Source organism: Brevundimonas sp. LPMIX5, from assembly GCF_003576505.1.
GTDB lineage: Bacteria > Pseudomonadota > Alphaproteobacteria > Caulobacterales > Caulobacteraceae > Brevundimonas > Brevundimonas naejangsanensis.
In genome coordinates this window covers 444,680-459,620 of sequence record NZ_QWTZ01000002.1, presented here as the reverse complement: position 1 = coordinate 459,620, position 14,941 = coordinate 444,680, and the positions used below count along the sequence as shown (strand labels likewise).

Here is a 14,941-nt window from a genome sequence, read left to right as displayed (position 1 = left end):
AAAACACGATCATGGCTCTGCCTGAATTCTCGATGCGTACCCTGCTGGAAGCCGGCGCTCACTTCGGTCACCAGACGCACCGCTGGAACCCGAAGATGGATCGCTACATCTTCGGCTCGCGCTCGAACATCCACATCATCGACCTGTCGCAGACGATGCCGCTGCTGCATCAGGCTCTGGTCGCCGTCCGCGATGTGGCCGCCAAGGGCGGTCGCGTGCTGTTCGTCGGCACCAAGCGTCAGGCCGCCGATCCGGTCGCGCAGGCCGCCACGCGCTGCGCCCAGTACTATATGAACAACCGCTGGCTGGGCGGCACCCTGACCAACTGGCGCACCGTCTCGAACTCGATCCAGCGCCTGCGCGAACTGGAAACCATCCTTCAAACCGGCGAAGGCCGGAACAAGAAGGAGCTGCTGACCCTGCAGCGCGAGAAGGACCGTCTGGAACTGTCGCTGGGCGGCATCAAGGACATGGGTTCGGTGCCGGACATCATGTTCGTGATCGACACCAACAAGGAATCGATCGCGATCCAGGAAGCCCGCAAGCTGAACATCCCGATCATCGCCATCCTGGACACCAACTCGGACCCGGACGGCATCACCTATCCGGTGCCGGGCAACGATGACGCCGCCCGCGCCATCCAGACCTACTGCGACCTGATCGCCGACGCCGTCCTGGACGGTCTGGCTGCCGGCGCCGTCGCCCAAGGCATCGACCTGGGCGCTTCGGAAGCTCCGGTTGAGCCCATGCTGCGCGAAGCTCCGGCCCCCGCGGCCGCCGACCCGGCTCCGGCCGGCACGGAAGGCGTGGCTGAAGAACTGGTCGCGGCCGATGCTGCTGCCGTCGAAACCCCTGCGGTTGAGGCTGCCGAGGTCGTCGAGGCTGAGAAGGTCGAGGGCTGAGATCGACGTCCGGGGCCTAGAGCGCCGGAGTGACGTCAACTTGACATGCGGCCGGGCTATCCAGTCCGGCCGCCCATTTTGAATTTCAGGAGAAAGACATGGCCGAGATCACTGCCGCCCTCGTGAAGGAGCTTCGCGAGCGTTCGGGCGTCGGCATGATGGACTGCAAGAAGGCGCTGGTTGAGAACAACGGCGACATCGAAGCAGCCATCGACTGGCTGCGCGCCAAGGGCCTGTCCAAGGCCGCCAAGAAGGCCGACCGCGTCGCTGCCGAAGGCCTGGTGGCCGTCGCCGTGCGCGAAGACGGCAAGGGCGAAGTCGCCTCGGCCATCGAGTTCAACGCCGAAACTGACTTCGTGGCCCGTAACGACCTGTTCCAGTCGGCCGCCAAGGAATTCGCTCAACTGGGCCTGCACCACGACGGCGTCGAAGCCATCCACGGCGCGACCCTGGAAAACGGCAAGACCGTTGAGGCCGAAGTCACCAACCTGATCGCCACCATCGGCGAGAACATGCAGCTGCGTCGCGCGGCTCGTCTGTCGGTTGGCGAAGGCGCGATCGCGACCTACGTGCACAACGCCGTTTCGCCGGGCGTCGGCCGCATCGGCGTGCTGGTCGCCCTGGAAGGCGCCGGCGACAAGGAAGCCCTGCGCGAAGTGGGCCGCAAGATCGCCATGCACGTGGCCGCAACGGCTCCTTTGGCGCTGGACACCTCGGATCTGGATCCGGCTGCGATCGAGAAGGAGCGCACTGTCCTGATCGAGAAGGCCAAGGAAGAAGGCCGCCCGGAAAACATGATCGAGAAGATCGTGTCCGGCCAGATCGCCAAGTTCCAGAAGGACGTGGTGCTGACCAAGCAGCCGTTCGTCATGGACCCGGACGTGACCATCGAACAACTGGTCGCCAACACCGGCAAGGAGCTGGGCTCTGAGCTGAAGCTGGCGGGTTTCGTCCGCATGGCTCTGGGCGAAGGCGTCGAGAAATCCGACGCTCCGGACTTCGCGTCGGAAGTCGCCTCGATGACCGGCGGCAACTAAGAAGACCTCTCCCTCCCCGCGAAGGGGAGGGAGAATTATGCGTTTGGGCGCGTTCGGCTTTGAAGGCTGACGCGCCCTTCGTCTATGATGAGCCGCCGATTCACTTCGCGCGGATGCTAACCCCTGTATCCACGGACCCCTGATCATGCCCGACGCCCCCTCTGAGTTTCGTTACAAGCGCGTCCTGCTGAAGGTCTCGGGCGAGGTCCTGATGGGCGATCAGCCCTATGGCATCGACATGAAGACGGTGGATGTGGTCGCCGCCGCCGTCGCCGCCGTGGCGCGTCAGGGCGTCGAAATCTGCCTGGTCATCGGCGGGGGCAATATCTTCCGTGGCCTGTCCAAGGCGGCTGAGGGCATGGACCGCGCCAACGCCGACTACATGGGTATGCTGGCCACCATCATGAACGCCCTGGCCATGCAGGGCGCGCTGGAGAAGATCGGCGTAGACACCCGAGTCCAGAGCGCCATTCCGATGGCCGCCATCGCCGAGCCCTACATCCGTCGCCGCGCTCTCCGTCACCTGGAAAAGGGCCGGGTGGTGATCTTCGCCGCCGGCGTGGGCGCGCCCTTCTTCACCACGGACTCCGGCGCCGCGCTGCGGGCGGCCGAGATGGGCTGCGACGCCCTGCTAAAGGGCACCAGCGTTGATGGCGTCTACACGGCCGATCCGAAGAAGGACCCGACGGCCACCCGCTATGAAACGCTGACCTATCAGGATGTCCTGGCCAAGGACCTGCGGGTCATGGACGCTTCGGCCATCGCCCTGATGCGCGACAGCGGCATTCCGATCGTGGTCTTCTCGATTCGCGAGGAAGGTTCGCTGCACAAGACCTTGACGGGGCAGGGGACCTATACCGTCATCACCAACAAGCCCGCCTGAGCGGCTTCGCTATTCAACGACAGGACCAAGGACATTCGTCATGGCCAAACCCGATCTCAAAACCTTTCGTGACCGGATGGAAAAGTCGGTCTCCTCGCTGAAGGATGACTATGCGGGCCTGCGCACGGGCCGCGCCAACGCGGGCCTGCTGGAGCCGGTCGTCGTCGAAGCCTATGGCGCGACCTCGCCGCTGACCGCCGTCGCCGCCATCAGCGTGCCGGAACCGCGCATGATCTCGGTCAGCGTCTGGGACAAGGGCATGGTGGTCTCGGTCGAGAAGGCGATCCGCTCCGCGGGCCTGGGCCTAAACCCGATCGTCGACGGCCAGAACCTGCGTATTCCGATCCCGCCGCTGACCGAAGAGCGCCGTAAGGACCTCGCCAAGCTGGCCGCCAAATACGCCGAGGACAAGAAGATCGCTGTGCGCAACGTGCGCCGCGACGCCAACGACGAGCTGAAGAAGGCTGAAAAGGCCGGCGATATCAGCCAGGATGAACAGAAGAAGATGGAAGCTGAGGTCCAGAAGGACACTGACGCCGCCATCAAGCGCATCGACGAGACCTTGAAGGCCAAGGAAGTCGAGATCATGCAGGTCTGACGCCCGCGTCAGGTCTGTCCAAGGAAGGTCTCATATGTCGGCCGAGCCCGTCGCCACGGCGCCTGCAAAGGGGCCTCGTCACGTCGCCCTGATCATGGACGGCAACGGCCGCTGGGCGCAGCGACGGGGCCTTCCGCGCGCCGTGGGTCACCGCGAGGGGGTCCAGGCCCTGCGCCGGACCATCAAGGCCGCGCCTGAACTGGGCGTGCAGTGCCTGACGGTGTTCGGCTTCTCGACCGAGAACTGGAGCCGTCCGGCCGACGAGGTGTCCGACCTCATGGGGCTGGTGCGCGCCTTCGTCGGCAGTGATCTGAAGCGGCTGGAGGCTGCGGGCGTGCGGATCAAGGTGCTGGGGCGCCGCAAGGGCCTGCCTGAGGACATCGCCGGCATCGTCGCGCGGGCCGAGGCGCAGACGGCCCACAACGACAAATTCCTGTTGCAGGTGGCCTTCAACTATGGCGGCCGCGCGGATCTGGCCGATGCGGCTCAGCGGCTGGTCGATCGCGCCCGCGCGGGCGAGGACATCGTCGTCGACGAGGAGGCGCTGGGCGCTGGACTGTCGACGGCGGGCGCGCCGCCGGTCGATCTGATCGTGCGGACCTCGGGCGAGCAGCGTCTGTCCAACTTCCTGTTGTGGGAGGCGGCCTACGCCGAGATGGTTTTCCAGGACATCCTGTGGCCGGACTATGGCGCTGAAGCCCTGGCCGAGGCCATCGCCCATTTCGCCTGTCGCCAGCGTCGTTATGGCGGGCGCGAGGTCATGGACACGGCTTATGGCGAGGCGGCGGTCTGATATGGCGCTGAAGCCTCGCGACATCGCCCTGCGCGCCGCCTCTGCGGTCGTGCTGGCCCCGGCGGCGGTTCTGGCGACCTGGGCCGGCGGCGACTGGTTCTGCGCCCTGGTGGTGGCGGGCGCGGTGCTGCTGGCGTTCGAATGGGCGCGGATGTGCGCGCCCAGGCTGTGGCGACCGATCGGTATCGGCGTGGCCCTGGCCCTGGTCGTGGCGGTGATCGCCGCCCACGTCGGCCAGATTTCCCTGGCCCTGGTGCTCATGGTGTTCGGAGCGCTGGCGGCGGGTCTGTTCGCCCGAACGCGCGGCGAGTCGGCGCTCGATACGGCCTATGGCGTGCTGTATCTCGGCTGGCCTTGCGTCCTGCTGATCTGGCTGCGCGACCTGCATGAGGTGCAGGGGCTGTACTGGACCGTGCTGGTCTTCGCCGTGGCATGGTCGGCGGACATTCTGGCCTATCTGGTCGGCAGCTTCGTCGGCGGCCCCAAGCTGTGGCCGCGCTTTTCGCCGAACAAGACATGGTCCGGCTTCATCGGCGGGCTCACCGCCGGGATGATCGCGGGCGCCGCAATGGCTGGCTGGCTGGATATGGGGATGCTGACCGCCGTCTGGGGGGGGGTGCTGGGCCTGGCCGCCGCCCTGGCCACTATGGGCGGCGATCTGTGGGAGTCGGCGCTGAAGCGGCGTTTCGGGGTTAAGGACGCGGGTAATCTTATTCCGGGTCACGGCGGCCTGCTTGACCGCGTCGACGGCCTGATGTTCGCCGTGGTCGTGGTCGCCGCCGGGCGCCTGATCGTCCTCATGCTGGAGCGGGCGGCGTGATCGCGCGGCGCGTGACGGTTCTGGGCTCGACGGGGTCGGTCGGCTCGTCGACGCTGGACCTGATGGAGCAGGCGCAAGGCGCGGGCTCTGCGCGGTTCGAGGTCGAGGCCCTGACCGGCGGCGCCAATATCGCCCGGCTGGTCGAGCAGGCGCGCCGCTGGCGCCCGCGCATCGCTGTGACAGCCGATCCCGCGCGGCTGAATGAACTGCGCGAAGCGCTGACGGGAACAGGGATCGAAACGGCGGCCGGGCCGGACGCCATCGTCGAGGCGGCCGTGCGGCCTGCCGACTGGATCATGGCCTCCATCGTCGGCGCGGCGGGCCTGCGCTCGGCGTGGGCGGCGGCGGGGACGGGCGCGACCTTGGCCCTGGCCAATAAGGAGAGCCTGGTCTGCTGCGGTCCGACGTTGATCGAGCGGGTCCGGCGCAGCGGCGGCCAGTTGATCCCGGTTGATTCCGAGCATTCCGCCATCTTTCAGGTCTTCCCCTTTGAGGCGCCCGAGCGCGTGTCCAAGCTGGTGCTGACGGCCTCGGGCGGGCCGTTCCGCACCTTGCCGCGCGCTGCCATGACGCGGATCACGCCCGAACAGGCGGTCGCCCATCCGAACTGGAGCATGGGCGCCAAGATCTCCGTCGACAGCGCCACCATGGCCAACAAGGGGCTGGAACTGATCGAGGCCGCCTATCTGTTCGACATGCCCGGCGAGCGGGTCGATGTGGTGGTGCACCCGGAATCGATCATCCACAGCCTTGTGGAGTATGTGGATGGTTCGACCCTGGCGCAGATGGGGCCGCCGGACATGCGCACGCCGATCGCCTGCGCCCTGTCCTGGCCGGATCGGCTGGCCTGGCCTGCGCCCAAGCTGGACCTGGCGTCGCTGGGGCGGCTGACCTTCGAGGCTCCCGACGAGGCGCGCTTTCCGGCCCTGAGGCTGGCGCGCGAAGCCTTGGCCGCAGGCGGCGCATCGCCGATCGTCTTCAATGCAGCCAACGAAGTGGCGGCTCTGGCGTTTCTTGACCGAAGGCTGGGCTTTCTCAATATTGCCGCAGTCGTCGCCGACACCCTTGAGAAGGCGACCAGCGCGGGCGTGTCTTGCGGTTCGGACGATGCCTGCGACGCGGCTCTGGCCGTCGATGCGCAGGCGCGGCGGATTGCGGGCGACGTCATCGCCTCGCTGAACATGGCGGCCTGAGGGCGCAGGAGAGATGAGCGGCATGATAGGCGTGATCAGCCAGATTCTGACCTATGTCGTGCCGTTTCTGCTCGTCCTGACGCTGGTCGTGACGGTGCACGAACTGGGGCATTTCCTGACCGCGCGCGCCTTTGGCGTGAAGATGGATCGCTTCGCCATCGGCTTTGGCCGCGCCATCTTCAAACGCACTGACAAACACGGCGTCGAATGGCGCGTGGGCTGGCTGCCGCTGGGCGGCTACGTCAAGTTCTCCGGCGATCTGGATGCCACCGGCGTGCCCGACCGTGCGGGGCTGGAGGCGATGCGCAAGCAGCTGATCGCCGCCCACGGACCGGGCGCCGAGCGCGACTATCTGTATTTCAAGCCGCTGTGGCAGCGCGCCCTGGTCGTGGCGGGCGGACCGTTCGCCAACTTCGTCCTGGCCATCTTCATCTTCACCCTGCTGTTCAGCCTGGTCGGCGTCGAGTTGCGTCCGGCGCGGGTGATGCAGGTGCAGGCGGGATCGCCCGCCGCCGCCGCCGGCTTCCAGCAGGGCGACCTGATCACTCACGTCAACGGCAAGCTGATTGCCGATGGCGGCGAGGTGACGCGCGTTGTGGCCCTCAGCAGTGGAGATCCGGTTCGCTTCACCGTCGAGCGCGGCGATCAGGCGGTGCAACTGACCGCTACGCCTGAGCGCCGGGTCGAGACTGATCGCATCGCGGGTCGCGTCACCGTCGGCCGCATCGGTCTGGCCCTGGGTTCGACCCGCGGCGAGATTCGTCATGTCCGTTACGGCCCGATCGCAGCTGTGGGGCAGGGCGTGCGCGAGACGGGCGCCATCCTGAATACGACCCTGACCTATATCGGCCGCATCTTCACGGGCCGCGAGTCGGGCGATCAGTTCAGCGGGCCGCTGGGCATCGCCAAGGCTTCGGGCGCCCTGACCAACGCCGCCGTGGCGGCCAATCCCGAGCCCTGGGCCATTGTTCGCAATCTGTTGCTGACGCTGACGAGCTTCGCGGCCATACTTTCGGTCGGAATCGGCTTTTTAAATCTGATGCCCATTCCCGTTCTGGATGGGGGGCACCTGCTGTTCTACGCTTATGAAGCCGTGGCGCGCCGTCCGATGGCGGCCAGGGTGCAGGAAGCGGGGTACCGGGTCGGTCTTGCTTTGCTGGCGAGTTTGATGTTGTTCGCGACCTGGAACGATCTGCAGAAGCTCAATCTCTTCAAATTCCTCGGCGGGCTCGTCTCGTGAGCCGACGCCAGCCCCCGATGGTACCCGCATGAATCAAAACGACAGTCGCCTCATGACCCAGACCCGTGGCCGCATTCTCGGGGTCAGCGCCCTGGCCCTGACCTTCGCCGCCGGCCTCGCGAGCCCTGCGCTGGCCCAACAGACGCCCAACGTCGTGGTTCAGGAAGCGCCGCCGCAGGCCGATCGCGCCGTGGTGAACCGCATCGTTGTGCGCGGCAACGAGCGGATCGACCAGACGACGGTCCTGTCCTATCTGCCGATTCAGCCGGGCGACACCATCGACGCCGTGACCATCGACGTGGCGGTGCGGACCTTGTCGCGCACAGGCCTGTTCGCCGACGTTCAACTGGGCCTGCAGGCGAACGGCGATCTGATCGTCGAGATCGCCGAGAACCCGATCATCAACCAGGTGACGTTCGAGGGTAACAAGGCGCTGGCCGAGAAGAAGCTGCGCGACGAGGTCACGATCCGCCCGCGCGGCATCTACACCCGCGCCCGGGTTCAGGAAGACGTCGGCAAGATCGTCGAACTTTACCGCCTGTCGGGCCGCATCTCGGCGACGGTGACGCCTAAGCTGGTCCAACTGGATCAGAACCGCGTCGACGTGGTGTTCGAGATCGACGAGGGCCCCGAGACGGGCATCGCCGCCATCACCTTCCTGGGCAATCGAGCATTTTCGGACAGCGACCTCGCCGGGGTCATGGTGACTAAGACCTCCAAATGGTGGCGGCTGTTCAGCTCCAACGACAACTACGATCCAAACCGGCTGGATTACGACCGGGAACAGCTGCGCAAATTCTATACGAACCGCGGTTATTACGACTTCCGCATCCTGTCGTCGGTGGCTGAACTGAAGCCGGACAACAGCGCCTTCGGCGTCACCGTCACGGTGGACGAGGGCGACCGCTACAACTTCGGCGAGATCAAGGTCGTCACCGAGAATGACCGGCTGAACGGCGACTTCCTTCAGCTGCTGCTGCCGATCCGCAAGGGTGATCTGTATGAAAGCGATCGCATTCAGGCGGCGGTCGACACCCTGACCTTCGCCGCCGGCTCGGCCGGTTACGCCTTCGTCGAGATCAACCCGACCTATCGCGCGGATCCTGAAACCGATACCGTCAACGTCACCTTCAACGTGCGTGAAGGCCAGCGCGTCTACATCGACCGCATCAATGTGGTCGGCAACACCCGCACGCTGGACACCGTCATCCGCCGCGAACTGATGGTGGGCGAAGGCGACGCCTTCAACCGTTCGCTGGTCGAGCGTTCGCGCAACAACCTGCGCGCCCTGGGCTTCTTCAAGGACGTCAAGATCGAAGAGACGCGCGGCAGCGCGCCGGACCGCTCGGTCGTCAACGTGACCGTCGAAGAACAGCCCACCGGCGAGCTGTCGGTCGGGGCGGGATTCAGCTCGGTTGACTCCTTCGTGCTGAACCTGGGCATCACCGAGCGGAACTTCCGCGGTCGCGGCCAGAACGTCGTGGCCCGCGCCGAGTGGGGTTCGCTGCGCCAGCAGATCGACTTCCGCTTCACCGAGCCCAAGTTCCTGGGACGCGACGTGCGGGCGGGCTTCGACCTGTTCCACACCCGCTACGACCTCAGCAAATATTCGTCCTATGACTATCGCTCGACTGGCGGCGGGGTGCGTGTGACCTATCCGCTGAACGGCTACGCCAGCTTCAGCGCCCGCTACTTCCTGAAGAGCGATGAAGTCGTCATCCCGTACGGCTATTGCGGGGGCGTCGGCGCCGGCTCGTCGGCCTTGTGTGATCAGGCAGGGTCGTTCCTGAACTCCTCGGCGGGCTATACCCTGCTGGTCAACCGCCTGAACGATCCGGTGCGCCCGACGCGCGGCTGGACGGCCTCCCTGCGTCAGGACTTTGCCGGCATCGGCGGCGACGTGAACTACATCAGGACCGAGGCGGACGCCTCCTGGTACTATGGAATCCGTCCGAACTGGGTGGTCAGCTTCCAGGGCCAGACGGGTTATGTCAGCGGTTGGAGCGGCGATCCGATCCGGATCAACGACCGCTTCTTCAAGGGCGGCAACACCTTCCGCGGCTTTGAGACAGCGGGCATGGGCTCGCGCGATCTGACCACGACGGACGCCCTGGGCGGCAACTTCTACGCCATCGGTACGGTCGAACTGACCGTGCCGAACATGCTGCCCGATGAATACGGCATAAAGACCTCGCTGTTCGCGGACGTCGGCACGATCGGCAAGCTGGATGACCGTTATCTGGTCGACCCGTCGACGGGGCTTCGCAACCCCAACATCGTCGACGATCTGGCCTTGCGCGCGGCGGCGGGCATCAGCATCCACTGGCGTTCGCCGATGGGGCCGATCCGTTTCGACCTTTCCAAGGTTCTGGCCCGCGAAGACTACGACAAGACCGAGACGTTCCGCTTCTCGACCTCCACCCAATTCTAACTGCGGCCTGACCGCCGTCACTAAGGCTTAGATTATGAAACTCATCGCTATCGGCGCCTTCGCCCTCGCTTCGCTGACCGCCTCGGCCGCCCTGGCCCAGTCGCAGGGCCCGGCCAACCCCGGCCCGGTCATCCCCGGCGTCTGCGTCTATTTCAACCAGCGCGTCCTGGCCCAGTCGACCGTCGGTCAGGCCGTCCAGACCCGCATGGAACAGCTGGCGCAGGAAGTTCAGGGCGAGATCCAGCCCTACGCCACCACCATCCAGACCGAGGCTCAGGCCTTGCAACAGGGTCAGGCGACCATCCCGGCTGACCAGATGAACCAGCGCCGCCAGCAACTGCAGCAACGCATCCAGGAAGCCCAGCAACTGGAAGCCACGCGCGAGAATGAACTGCGCTACACCCTGGCTGAACAGCGCCGCAAGATCTCGGAAGCCATCGAGCCCCTGCTGGTCGCCGTCTATCAGGAGAAGGGCTGCGGCATCATGATCGACCGCGAGAGCGTCTTCATCCTGAATCCGGCCATGGACGTCACCGACACCGTGATCCAGCGCCTGAACGCCCAGCTGCCGACGCTGAGCTTCAACCGCATGCCGGTTCCGGCCCAGCCGCAGTCGTAAGACGGGCCATGCCCGATCCGAGGTTCTTCCAGACCCTGTCGCCCCTGACGGTCGCCGCCCTCGCCAAGCACATCGGCGGGGAGGTCGTCCGGGGCGGCGAAGTCGTCATCTCGGCCGTTGCGCCCCTGTCCAGTGCGGACCGGGGCGCGATTGCGTTTCTGGGCGACCGAAAGTTCGCCGCCGCCCTGGCGCAGACCAAGGCGGGTTGCGTGATCGTGCCGCCGTCGGCCGTGGATGCGGCGCCTGCTGACGCCGCTATCATCGTGTCGGGCGAGGCTCAGGCCGCCTGGGCGCGGGCGTCAGCCCTGTTACACCGGCCGATCCGTCTGGACCGCGCCATTACGGTCGCCGAGGCCGCCGAGGACGACACCGTGGTGGTCGAGCCGGGGGCGATCCTGGGCGAAGGGGTCCGCATCGGGCGCGGCAGCCGCATCGGCGCCAACACCGTGATCGGACCGGGCGTCCAGATCGGCCGCGACTGCCTGATCAGCGCTGGCGTCACTGTCGGCTTCGCCCTGCTGGGCGACCGGGTGAAGCTTCTGGCCGGCGCGCGCATCGGCGAGGCGGGCTTCGGCGCCGCCGGGTCGAAAGCCGGGCCGGTGGATATTCCCCAACTGGGTCGCGTCATCCTGCAGGACGGGGTGACGGTCGGGGCCAATTCCTGCATCGACCGGGGCGCCTATGACGACACTGTCATCGGCGAGAACACCAAGATCGATAATCTGGTCATGATCGGCCACAACTGCGTCATCGGCCGCAACAACCTGATGGCGGCGCATACCGGCATCTCGGGTTCGGTCACCAGCGGCGACAACTGCATCTTCGGCGGCCGGGCGGGCGTGGGCGACCACATCACCATCGGCGAAGGCGCGCGCGTCGCGGCCGGCGGCGGCGTCCTGGCCGACATTCCGCCGGGCGAAATCTGGTCCGGCTATCCCGCCAAGCCTTTGCGCCAGTTCTTGCGCGAGACGGTATGGCTGTCCAAACAGGCGTCCCAGAAGAAGGGCGCGAAGGAATCGAAAGAATGAGCGAAGACAACAAGATCGATTACGCCGAGGTGATGCGTCGCCTGCCGCACCGCTATCCCTTCCTGTTGGTCGACAAGGCGCAGGACTTCGTGGCGGCGACCTCCATCGTCGGCATCAAGAACGTCACCCATAACGAGCCCTTCTTCCCCGGCCACTTCCCGATCGACCCGGTCATGCCGGGCGTGCTGATCGTCGAGGCCATGGCCCAGACGGGCGCGCTGCTGATGTCCAAGTCGCTGGATGTCGCGGTGGCCGACAAGGTCATCATGTTCATGTCGATCGACGGCGTGCGCTTCCGCAAGCCCGCGCGTCCGGGCGACCAACTGCGCATGGAGGTCAAGGTCATCAAGGCGCGCGGCGACGCCTACAAGTTCCGCGGCGAGACTTTCATCGACGGCAAGCTGGCGGCTGAGGCTGAGTTCATGGCCATGGTCGTGACCGTGGCGGAGCCCGCCAAGTGACCATCCACCCGACCGCTGTGGTGGACGCCTCGGCGACCCTGGCGGACGGGGTCGAGATCGGCCCGTTCTGCACCGTGGGACCGGGCGTGGCGCTGGCCCCCGGCGTGCGTCTGGTCAGCCATGTGGTGATCCAGCAAGACACGAACGTTGGAGCGAACACGACGATCCACCCCTTCGCGGTCATCGGCGGCGACCCGCAGCACGGCGGCTACAAGGGCGAGCCGGTGCGGCTGGAGATCGGCGAGAACAACCTGATCCGCGAGCACTGCACCTTCAACCGGGGCACGCCGCCCCATGCTGGAGTGGGATCGGGCGTCACCCGCGTCGGCTCGAACAACCTGTTCATGACGGGCGCCCACGTCGGCCACGACTGCGTGGTCGGCGACAGCGTCACCATGGCCAACAACGCCACCCTGGGCGGCCACGTCCATGTCGGCGACAAGGTGTTCCTCGGCGGCCTGTGCGCCATCCATCAGAACGGCCGGGTGGGGCAGGGCGCCATCGTCGGCGGCCTGGCCGCCGTGACGCGCGACGTCATTCCCTACGGCTCGGTCTGGGGCAACCACGCCAGCTTGCACGGCCTCAACCTGATCGGGTTGAAGCGCAAGGGCTACGGCAAGGACGCGGTGCGCCGCCTGCTGGCTGCCTATCGTGACCTGTTCGAGGGCGACGGCGTCTTCGCCGAGCGTCTGGACCGGGTCGAGCAGGCCTATGCCGACCTGCCCGAGATCATGGAGATCACGTCCTTCATCCGTGACGGCGGCAAGCGCCCGCTGTGCCTGCCGGGCGCGGAATGACAAGCCCGGCTTTGGGCGCGCCCAAGCTGGCCTTGATCGCGGGTTCGGGCGATCTGCCCATCCGCGTCGCCCAGCGCTGCGAGGCCGAGGGACGCGAGGTCTTCATCATCCGCCTGAAGGGCTTCGCCGACGCCCACCTGTACCGCTGGCCGGGACAGGACTTCGGCATGGCCGAGATCGGCAAGATCGTGAAGGCCATGCGGGCCGAGGGCTGCCGCGCGGTCTGTCTGGCGGGCTACGTCAACCGCCCGGATTTCAAGACGTTGAAGCCCGATCTTAAGGGCGCATCCCTGCTGCCCGGCATCATCGCGGCGGCGTCAAAGGGCGACGACGCCCTGTTGCGCAAGATTCTGTCGGTATTCGAGGACGAAGGCTTCGCCGTCGAGGGCGCGGACGACATTCTGGGCGGCGAGATGCTGGCGGCGGGCGCGCTGGGCCGCGTGGCGCCGACGGCGGAGCAACTGGCGGACCTTAAGAAGGCGCTGCACGTCGCTGAAAAATCAGGCGAACTGGATATCGGTCAGGGCGCGGTCGTCTGCGACGGACTGGTGCTGGCGGTCGAGGCTCAGGAAGGCACGGACGAGATGCTGCGGCGCGTGGCGCACCTGCCCGCCGACCTGCGCGGTTCGCAGGCTTTCGCGCGCGGGGCGCTGGGCAAGGCGCCCAAGCCGATCCAGGATCTACGCGTCGACATGCCGGTTATCGGACCGACGACGGTCGAACTGGCCGCCGCTGCGGGTCTGGCCGGGATCGGCGGGTTCGAGGGGCGGCTGATCGTCATCGACCACGAAGGTTTGGTCGAGGCGGCCGACCGTCTGGGCCTGTTCGTGTGGGGAGAGCCGCGATGAGCCGTCCGTTGAAGGTCATGCTGGTGGCGGCCGAGGCGTCGGGCGATGCGCTGGGCGCCGGGCTGGCGCGGGCGCTGAAGGCGCGGCTGGGCAAGGATGTGGTCTTCGTCGGCGTGGGCGGCCCCAAGATGGCGGCCGAGGGCGTCGCCAACCCCTTCGACATCGCCGAACTGTCGATCCTGGGCTGGATCGAGGGGCTGAAGGCCTACGGCCGGGTCAAGAAGCGCGTGGCCGAGACGGCGGCGCTGGCGGCGGCGGAGAAGCCGGACGCCGTGGTTCTGATCGACAGCTGGGGCTTCACCATCCGCGTGGCTCATGCGATCCGCGCCGCCTCGCCGAAGACGCCGTTGATCAAATACGTCGGGCCGCAGGTCTGGGCCTCGCGGCCGGGGCGGGCCAAGACGCTGGCGGGGGCGGTGGATCACCTGCTGGCCCTCTATGCGCTGGACGCGCCGTGGTTCGAGAAGGCGGGCCTGCCGACGACGGTCGTCGGCTCGCAGGCGCTGCACGTCGACATGGCGGGGGCCGACGGCGCCCGCTTCCGCGTCGCGCGGGGCATTGCGGCGGATGCGCCGCTGCTGCTGGTCCTGCCGGGCAGCCGCCCCAGCGAGATCACGCGCATGACGCCCGTCTATGAGCAGGCGGCCAAACAGCTGAAGGCGCAGATTTCGGGGCTGGAGGTCGCCGTCGTCGCGGCGGGCACGGTGGCCGCTGACGTGGCGGGCCGGGTCGCCGCCTGGCCCTTCCGCGCTCATGTGGCGCCGGAAGCCGACAAGTACGACGCCATGAAGGCCGCGAACGCCGCCCTGGCCACCAGCGGCACGGTCTCGACCGAACTGGCGCTGGCGGGCGCGCCTATGGTCATCGCCTATAAGATCGACGGGTTGAGCTACGTCCTGATGAAGCGGCTAGTGACGGCCAAGCACATCACCCTGTTCAACATCGCCGCCGATGAGGCCATCGCGCCGGAGTTCATCCAGCATGAGGCGACGCCGCAGGCCCTGGCCAAGGCGGTCGGGCGGTTGCTGACCGATCCCGAGGCAGCGGCCGATCAGGCGCGTCGTCAGACCGAGGCGCTGAACCTGATGGGACGCGGCGGGCAGGACCCGTCGGAACTGGCGGCGGACGCCGTGCTGCGGGTGATTGCGGCGAAGGCGGCTTGATCACCTCACACCCCGCTCATCCCGGCGGACGCCGGGACCCAGTAAGAACCTCGTGCGCAGTTCCTGGCCGATTGTGCGGGCGTCACCGTGGCTAGGCCTGTGACTGTGGCCAAAGCACTGGGTCCCGG

Annotated in this window: 15 protein-coding genes; all 15 read left to right on the top strand. The window is 66.8% G+C overall.

The genetic code is table 11. The annotated features are described in order from the left end of the window. Positions 1-11: 11 nt before the first annotated feature. The 15 genes from rpsB (at position 12) to lpxB (ending at position 14,813) form a co-directional block, all read left to right on the top strand. Positions 12-902: a 30S ribosomal protein S2 gene (gene rpsB / locus D1604_RS03230; protein WP_119412159.1), complete on the top strand. Its 891-nt coding sequence runs from the start codon at positions 12-14 to the stop codon at positions 900-902. A 98-nt stretch (positions 903-1,000) separates the two neighbouring features. Beyond that, a complete protein-coding gene (gene tsf, locus D1604_RS03225) occupies positions 1,001-1,939 on the top strand; it encodes a translation elongation factor Ts (RefSeq protein WP_024352571.1) in 939 nt (312 codons plus the stop codon). 145 nt (positions 1,940-2,084) lie between these two features. Then, positions 2,085-2,822, top strand: coding sequence for a UMP kinase (gene pyrH, locus D1604_RS03220; protein WP_024352572.1), 738 nt, complete (start codon positions 2,085-2,087; stop codon positions 2,820-2,822). Between the two features lie 40 nt (positions 2,823-2,862). Continuing rightward, positions 2,863-3,420, top strand: coding sequence for a ribosome recycling factor (gene frr / locus D1604_RS03215; RefSeq protein WP_024352573.1), 558 nt, complete (start codon positions 2,863-2,865; stop codon positions 3,418-3,420). Positions 3,421-3,454: 34 nt separating this feature from the next. Further along, positions 3,455-4,213 (top strand): polyprenyl diphosphate synthase, encoded by a 759-nt coding sequence (uppS, locus tag D1604_RS03210; protein WP_119412158.1) that lies wholly within the window; start codon positions 3,455-3,457, stop codon positions 4,211-4,213. A 1-nt stretch (position 4,214) separates the two neighbouring features. Further along, a complete protein-coding gene (locus tag D1604_RS03205; RefSeq protein ID WP_024352575.1) occupies positions 4,215-5,033 on the top strand; it encodes a phosphatidate cytidylyltransferase in 819 nt (272 codons plus the stop codon). Next, complete coding sequence (gene dxr / locus D1604_RS03200; RefSeq protein WP_119412157.1) at positions 5,030-6,226, top strand: 1-deoxy-D-xylulose-5-phosphate reductoisomerase; 1,197 nt, start codon at positions 5,030-5,032, stop codon at positions 6,224-6,226. Before D1604_RS03205 ends, dxr begins: the two co-directional genes overlap by 4 nt. A 13-nt stretch (positions 6,227-6,239) precedes the next feature. Beyond that, entirely contained in the window at positions 6,240-7,466 is a 1,227-nt protein-coding gene (locus D1604_RS03195; RefSeq protein WP_233551824.1) for a M50 family metallopeptidase, read from the top strand. A gap of 52 nt (positions 7,467-7,518) precedes the next feature. Then, positions 7,519-9,897, top strand: a complete 2,379-nt coding sequence (bamA, locus tag D1604_RS03190; RefSeq protein ID WP_233551823.1) for an outer membrane protein assembly factor BamA — start codon at positions 7,519-7,521, stop codon at positions 9,895-9,897. Between the two features lie 34 nt (positions 9,898-9,931). Further along, positions 9,932-10,516, top strand: coding sequence for an OmpH family outer membrane protein (locus tag D1604_RS03185; RefSeq protein ID WP_024352579.1), 585 nt, complete (start codon positions 9,932-9,934; stop codon positions 10,514-10,516). 8 nt (positions 10,517-10,524) lie between these two features. Further along, on the top strand, positions 10,525-11,544 hold the full coding sequence (gene lpxD, locus D1604_RS03180; protein ID WP_119412155.1) for a UDP-3-O-(3-hydroxymyristoyl)glucosamine N-acyltransferase: 1,020 nt from the start codon (positions 10,525-10,527) through the stop codon (positions 11,542-11,544). Then, on the top strand, positions 11,541-12,005 hold the full coding sequence (gene fabZ / locus D1604_RS03175; protein ID WP_119412154.1) for a 3-hydroxyacyl-ACP dehydratase FabZ: 465 nt from the start codon (positions 11,541-11,543) through the stop codon (positions 12,003-12,005). The genes lpxD and fabZ overlap by 4 nt, the downstream gene beginning before the upstream one ends. Next, positions 12,002-12,802 carry an acyl-ACP--UDP-N-acetylglucosamine O-acyltransferase gene (gene lpxA / locus D1604_RS03170; protein ID WP_119412153.1) on the top strand — a complete coding sequence of 267 codons (801 nt, stop codon included), beginning with the start codon at positions 12,002-12,004 and terminating at the stop codon, positions 12,800-12,802. The genes fabZ and lpxA overlap by 4 nt, the downstream gene beginning before the upstream one ends. Continuing rightward, the gene (lpxI, locus tag D1604_RS03165; protein WP_119412152.1) at positions 12,799-13,650 is read left to right on the top strand and encodes a UDP-2,3-diacylglucosamine diphosphatase; all 852 of its coding nucleotides are present in this window, start codon (positions 12,799-12,801) and stop codon (positions 13,648-13,650) included. The genes lpxA and lpxI overlap by 4 nt, the downstream gene beginning before the upstream one ends. After that, positions 13,647-14,813, top strand: coding sequence for a lipid-A-disaccharide synthase (lpxB, locus tag D1604_RS03160; protein WP_119412151.1), 1,167 nt, complete (start codon positions 13,647-13,649; stop codon positions 14,811-14,813). Before lpxI ends, lpxB begins: the two co-directional genes overlap by 4 nt. Positions 14,814-14,941: the final 128 nt, after the last annotated feature.

Bases quoted from the DNA above. Each gene is read 5' to 3' on its own strand.
- rpsB (WP_119412159.1), top strand. From the start codon at position 12: ATGGCTCTGCCTGAATTCTCGATGCGTACCCTGCTGGAAGCCGGCGCT.
- tsf (WP_024352571.1), top strand. From the start codon at position 1,001: ATGGCCGAGATCACTGCCGCCCTCGTGAAGGAGCTTCGCGAGCGTTCG.
- pyrH (WP_024352572.1), top strand. From the start codon at position 2,085: ATGCCCGACGCCCCCTCTGAGTTTCGTTACAAGCGCGTCCTGCTGAAG.
- frr (WP_024352573.1), top strand. From the start codon at position 2,863: ATGGCCAAACCCGATCTCAAAACCTTTCGTGACCGGATGGAAAAGTCG.
- uppS (WP_119412158.1), top strand. From the start codon at position 3,455: ATGTCGGCCGAGCCCGTCGCCACGGCGCCTGCAAAGGGGCCTCGTCAC.
- D1604_RS03205 (WP_024352575.1), top strand. From the start codon at position 4,215: ATGGCGCTGAAGCCTCGCGACATCGCCCTGCGCGCCGCCTCTGCGGTC.
- D1604_RS03195 (WP_233551824.1), top strand. From the start codon at position 6,240: ATGAGCGGCATGATAGGCGTGATCAGCCAGATTCTGACCTATGTCGTG.
- bamA (WP_233551823.1), top strand. From the start codon at position 7,519: ATGACCCAGACCCGTGGCCGCATTCTCGGGGTCAGCGCCCTGGCCCTG.
- D1604_RS03185 (WP_024352579.1), top strand. From the start codon at position 9,932: ATGAAACTCATCGCTATCGGCGCCTTCGCCCTCGCTTCGCTGACCGCC.
- lpxD (WP_119412155.1), top strand. From the start codon at position 10,525: ATGCCCGATCCGAGGTTCTTCCAGACCCTGTCGCCCCTGACGGTCGCC.
- fabZ (WP_119412154.1), top strand. From the start codon at position 11,541: ATGAGCGAAGACAACAAGATCGATTACGCCGAGGTGATGCGTCGCCTG.
- lpxI (WP_119412152.1), top strand. From the start codon at position 12,799: ATGACAAGCCCGGCTTTGGGCGCGCCCAAGCTGGCCTTGATCGCGGGT.
- lpxB (WP_119412151.1), top strand. From the start codon at position 13,647: ATGAGCCGTCCGTTGAAGGTCATGCTGGTGGCGGCCGAGGCGTCGGGC.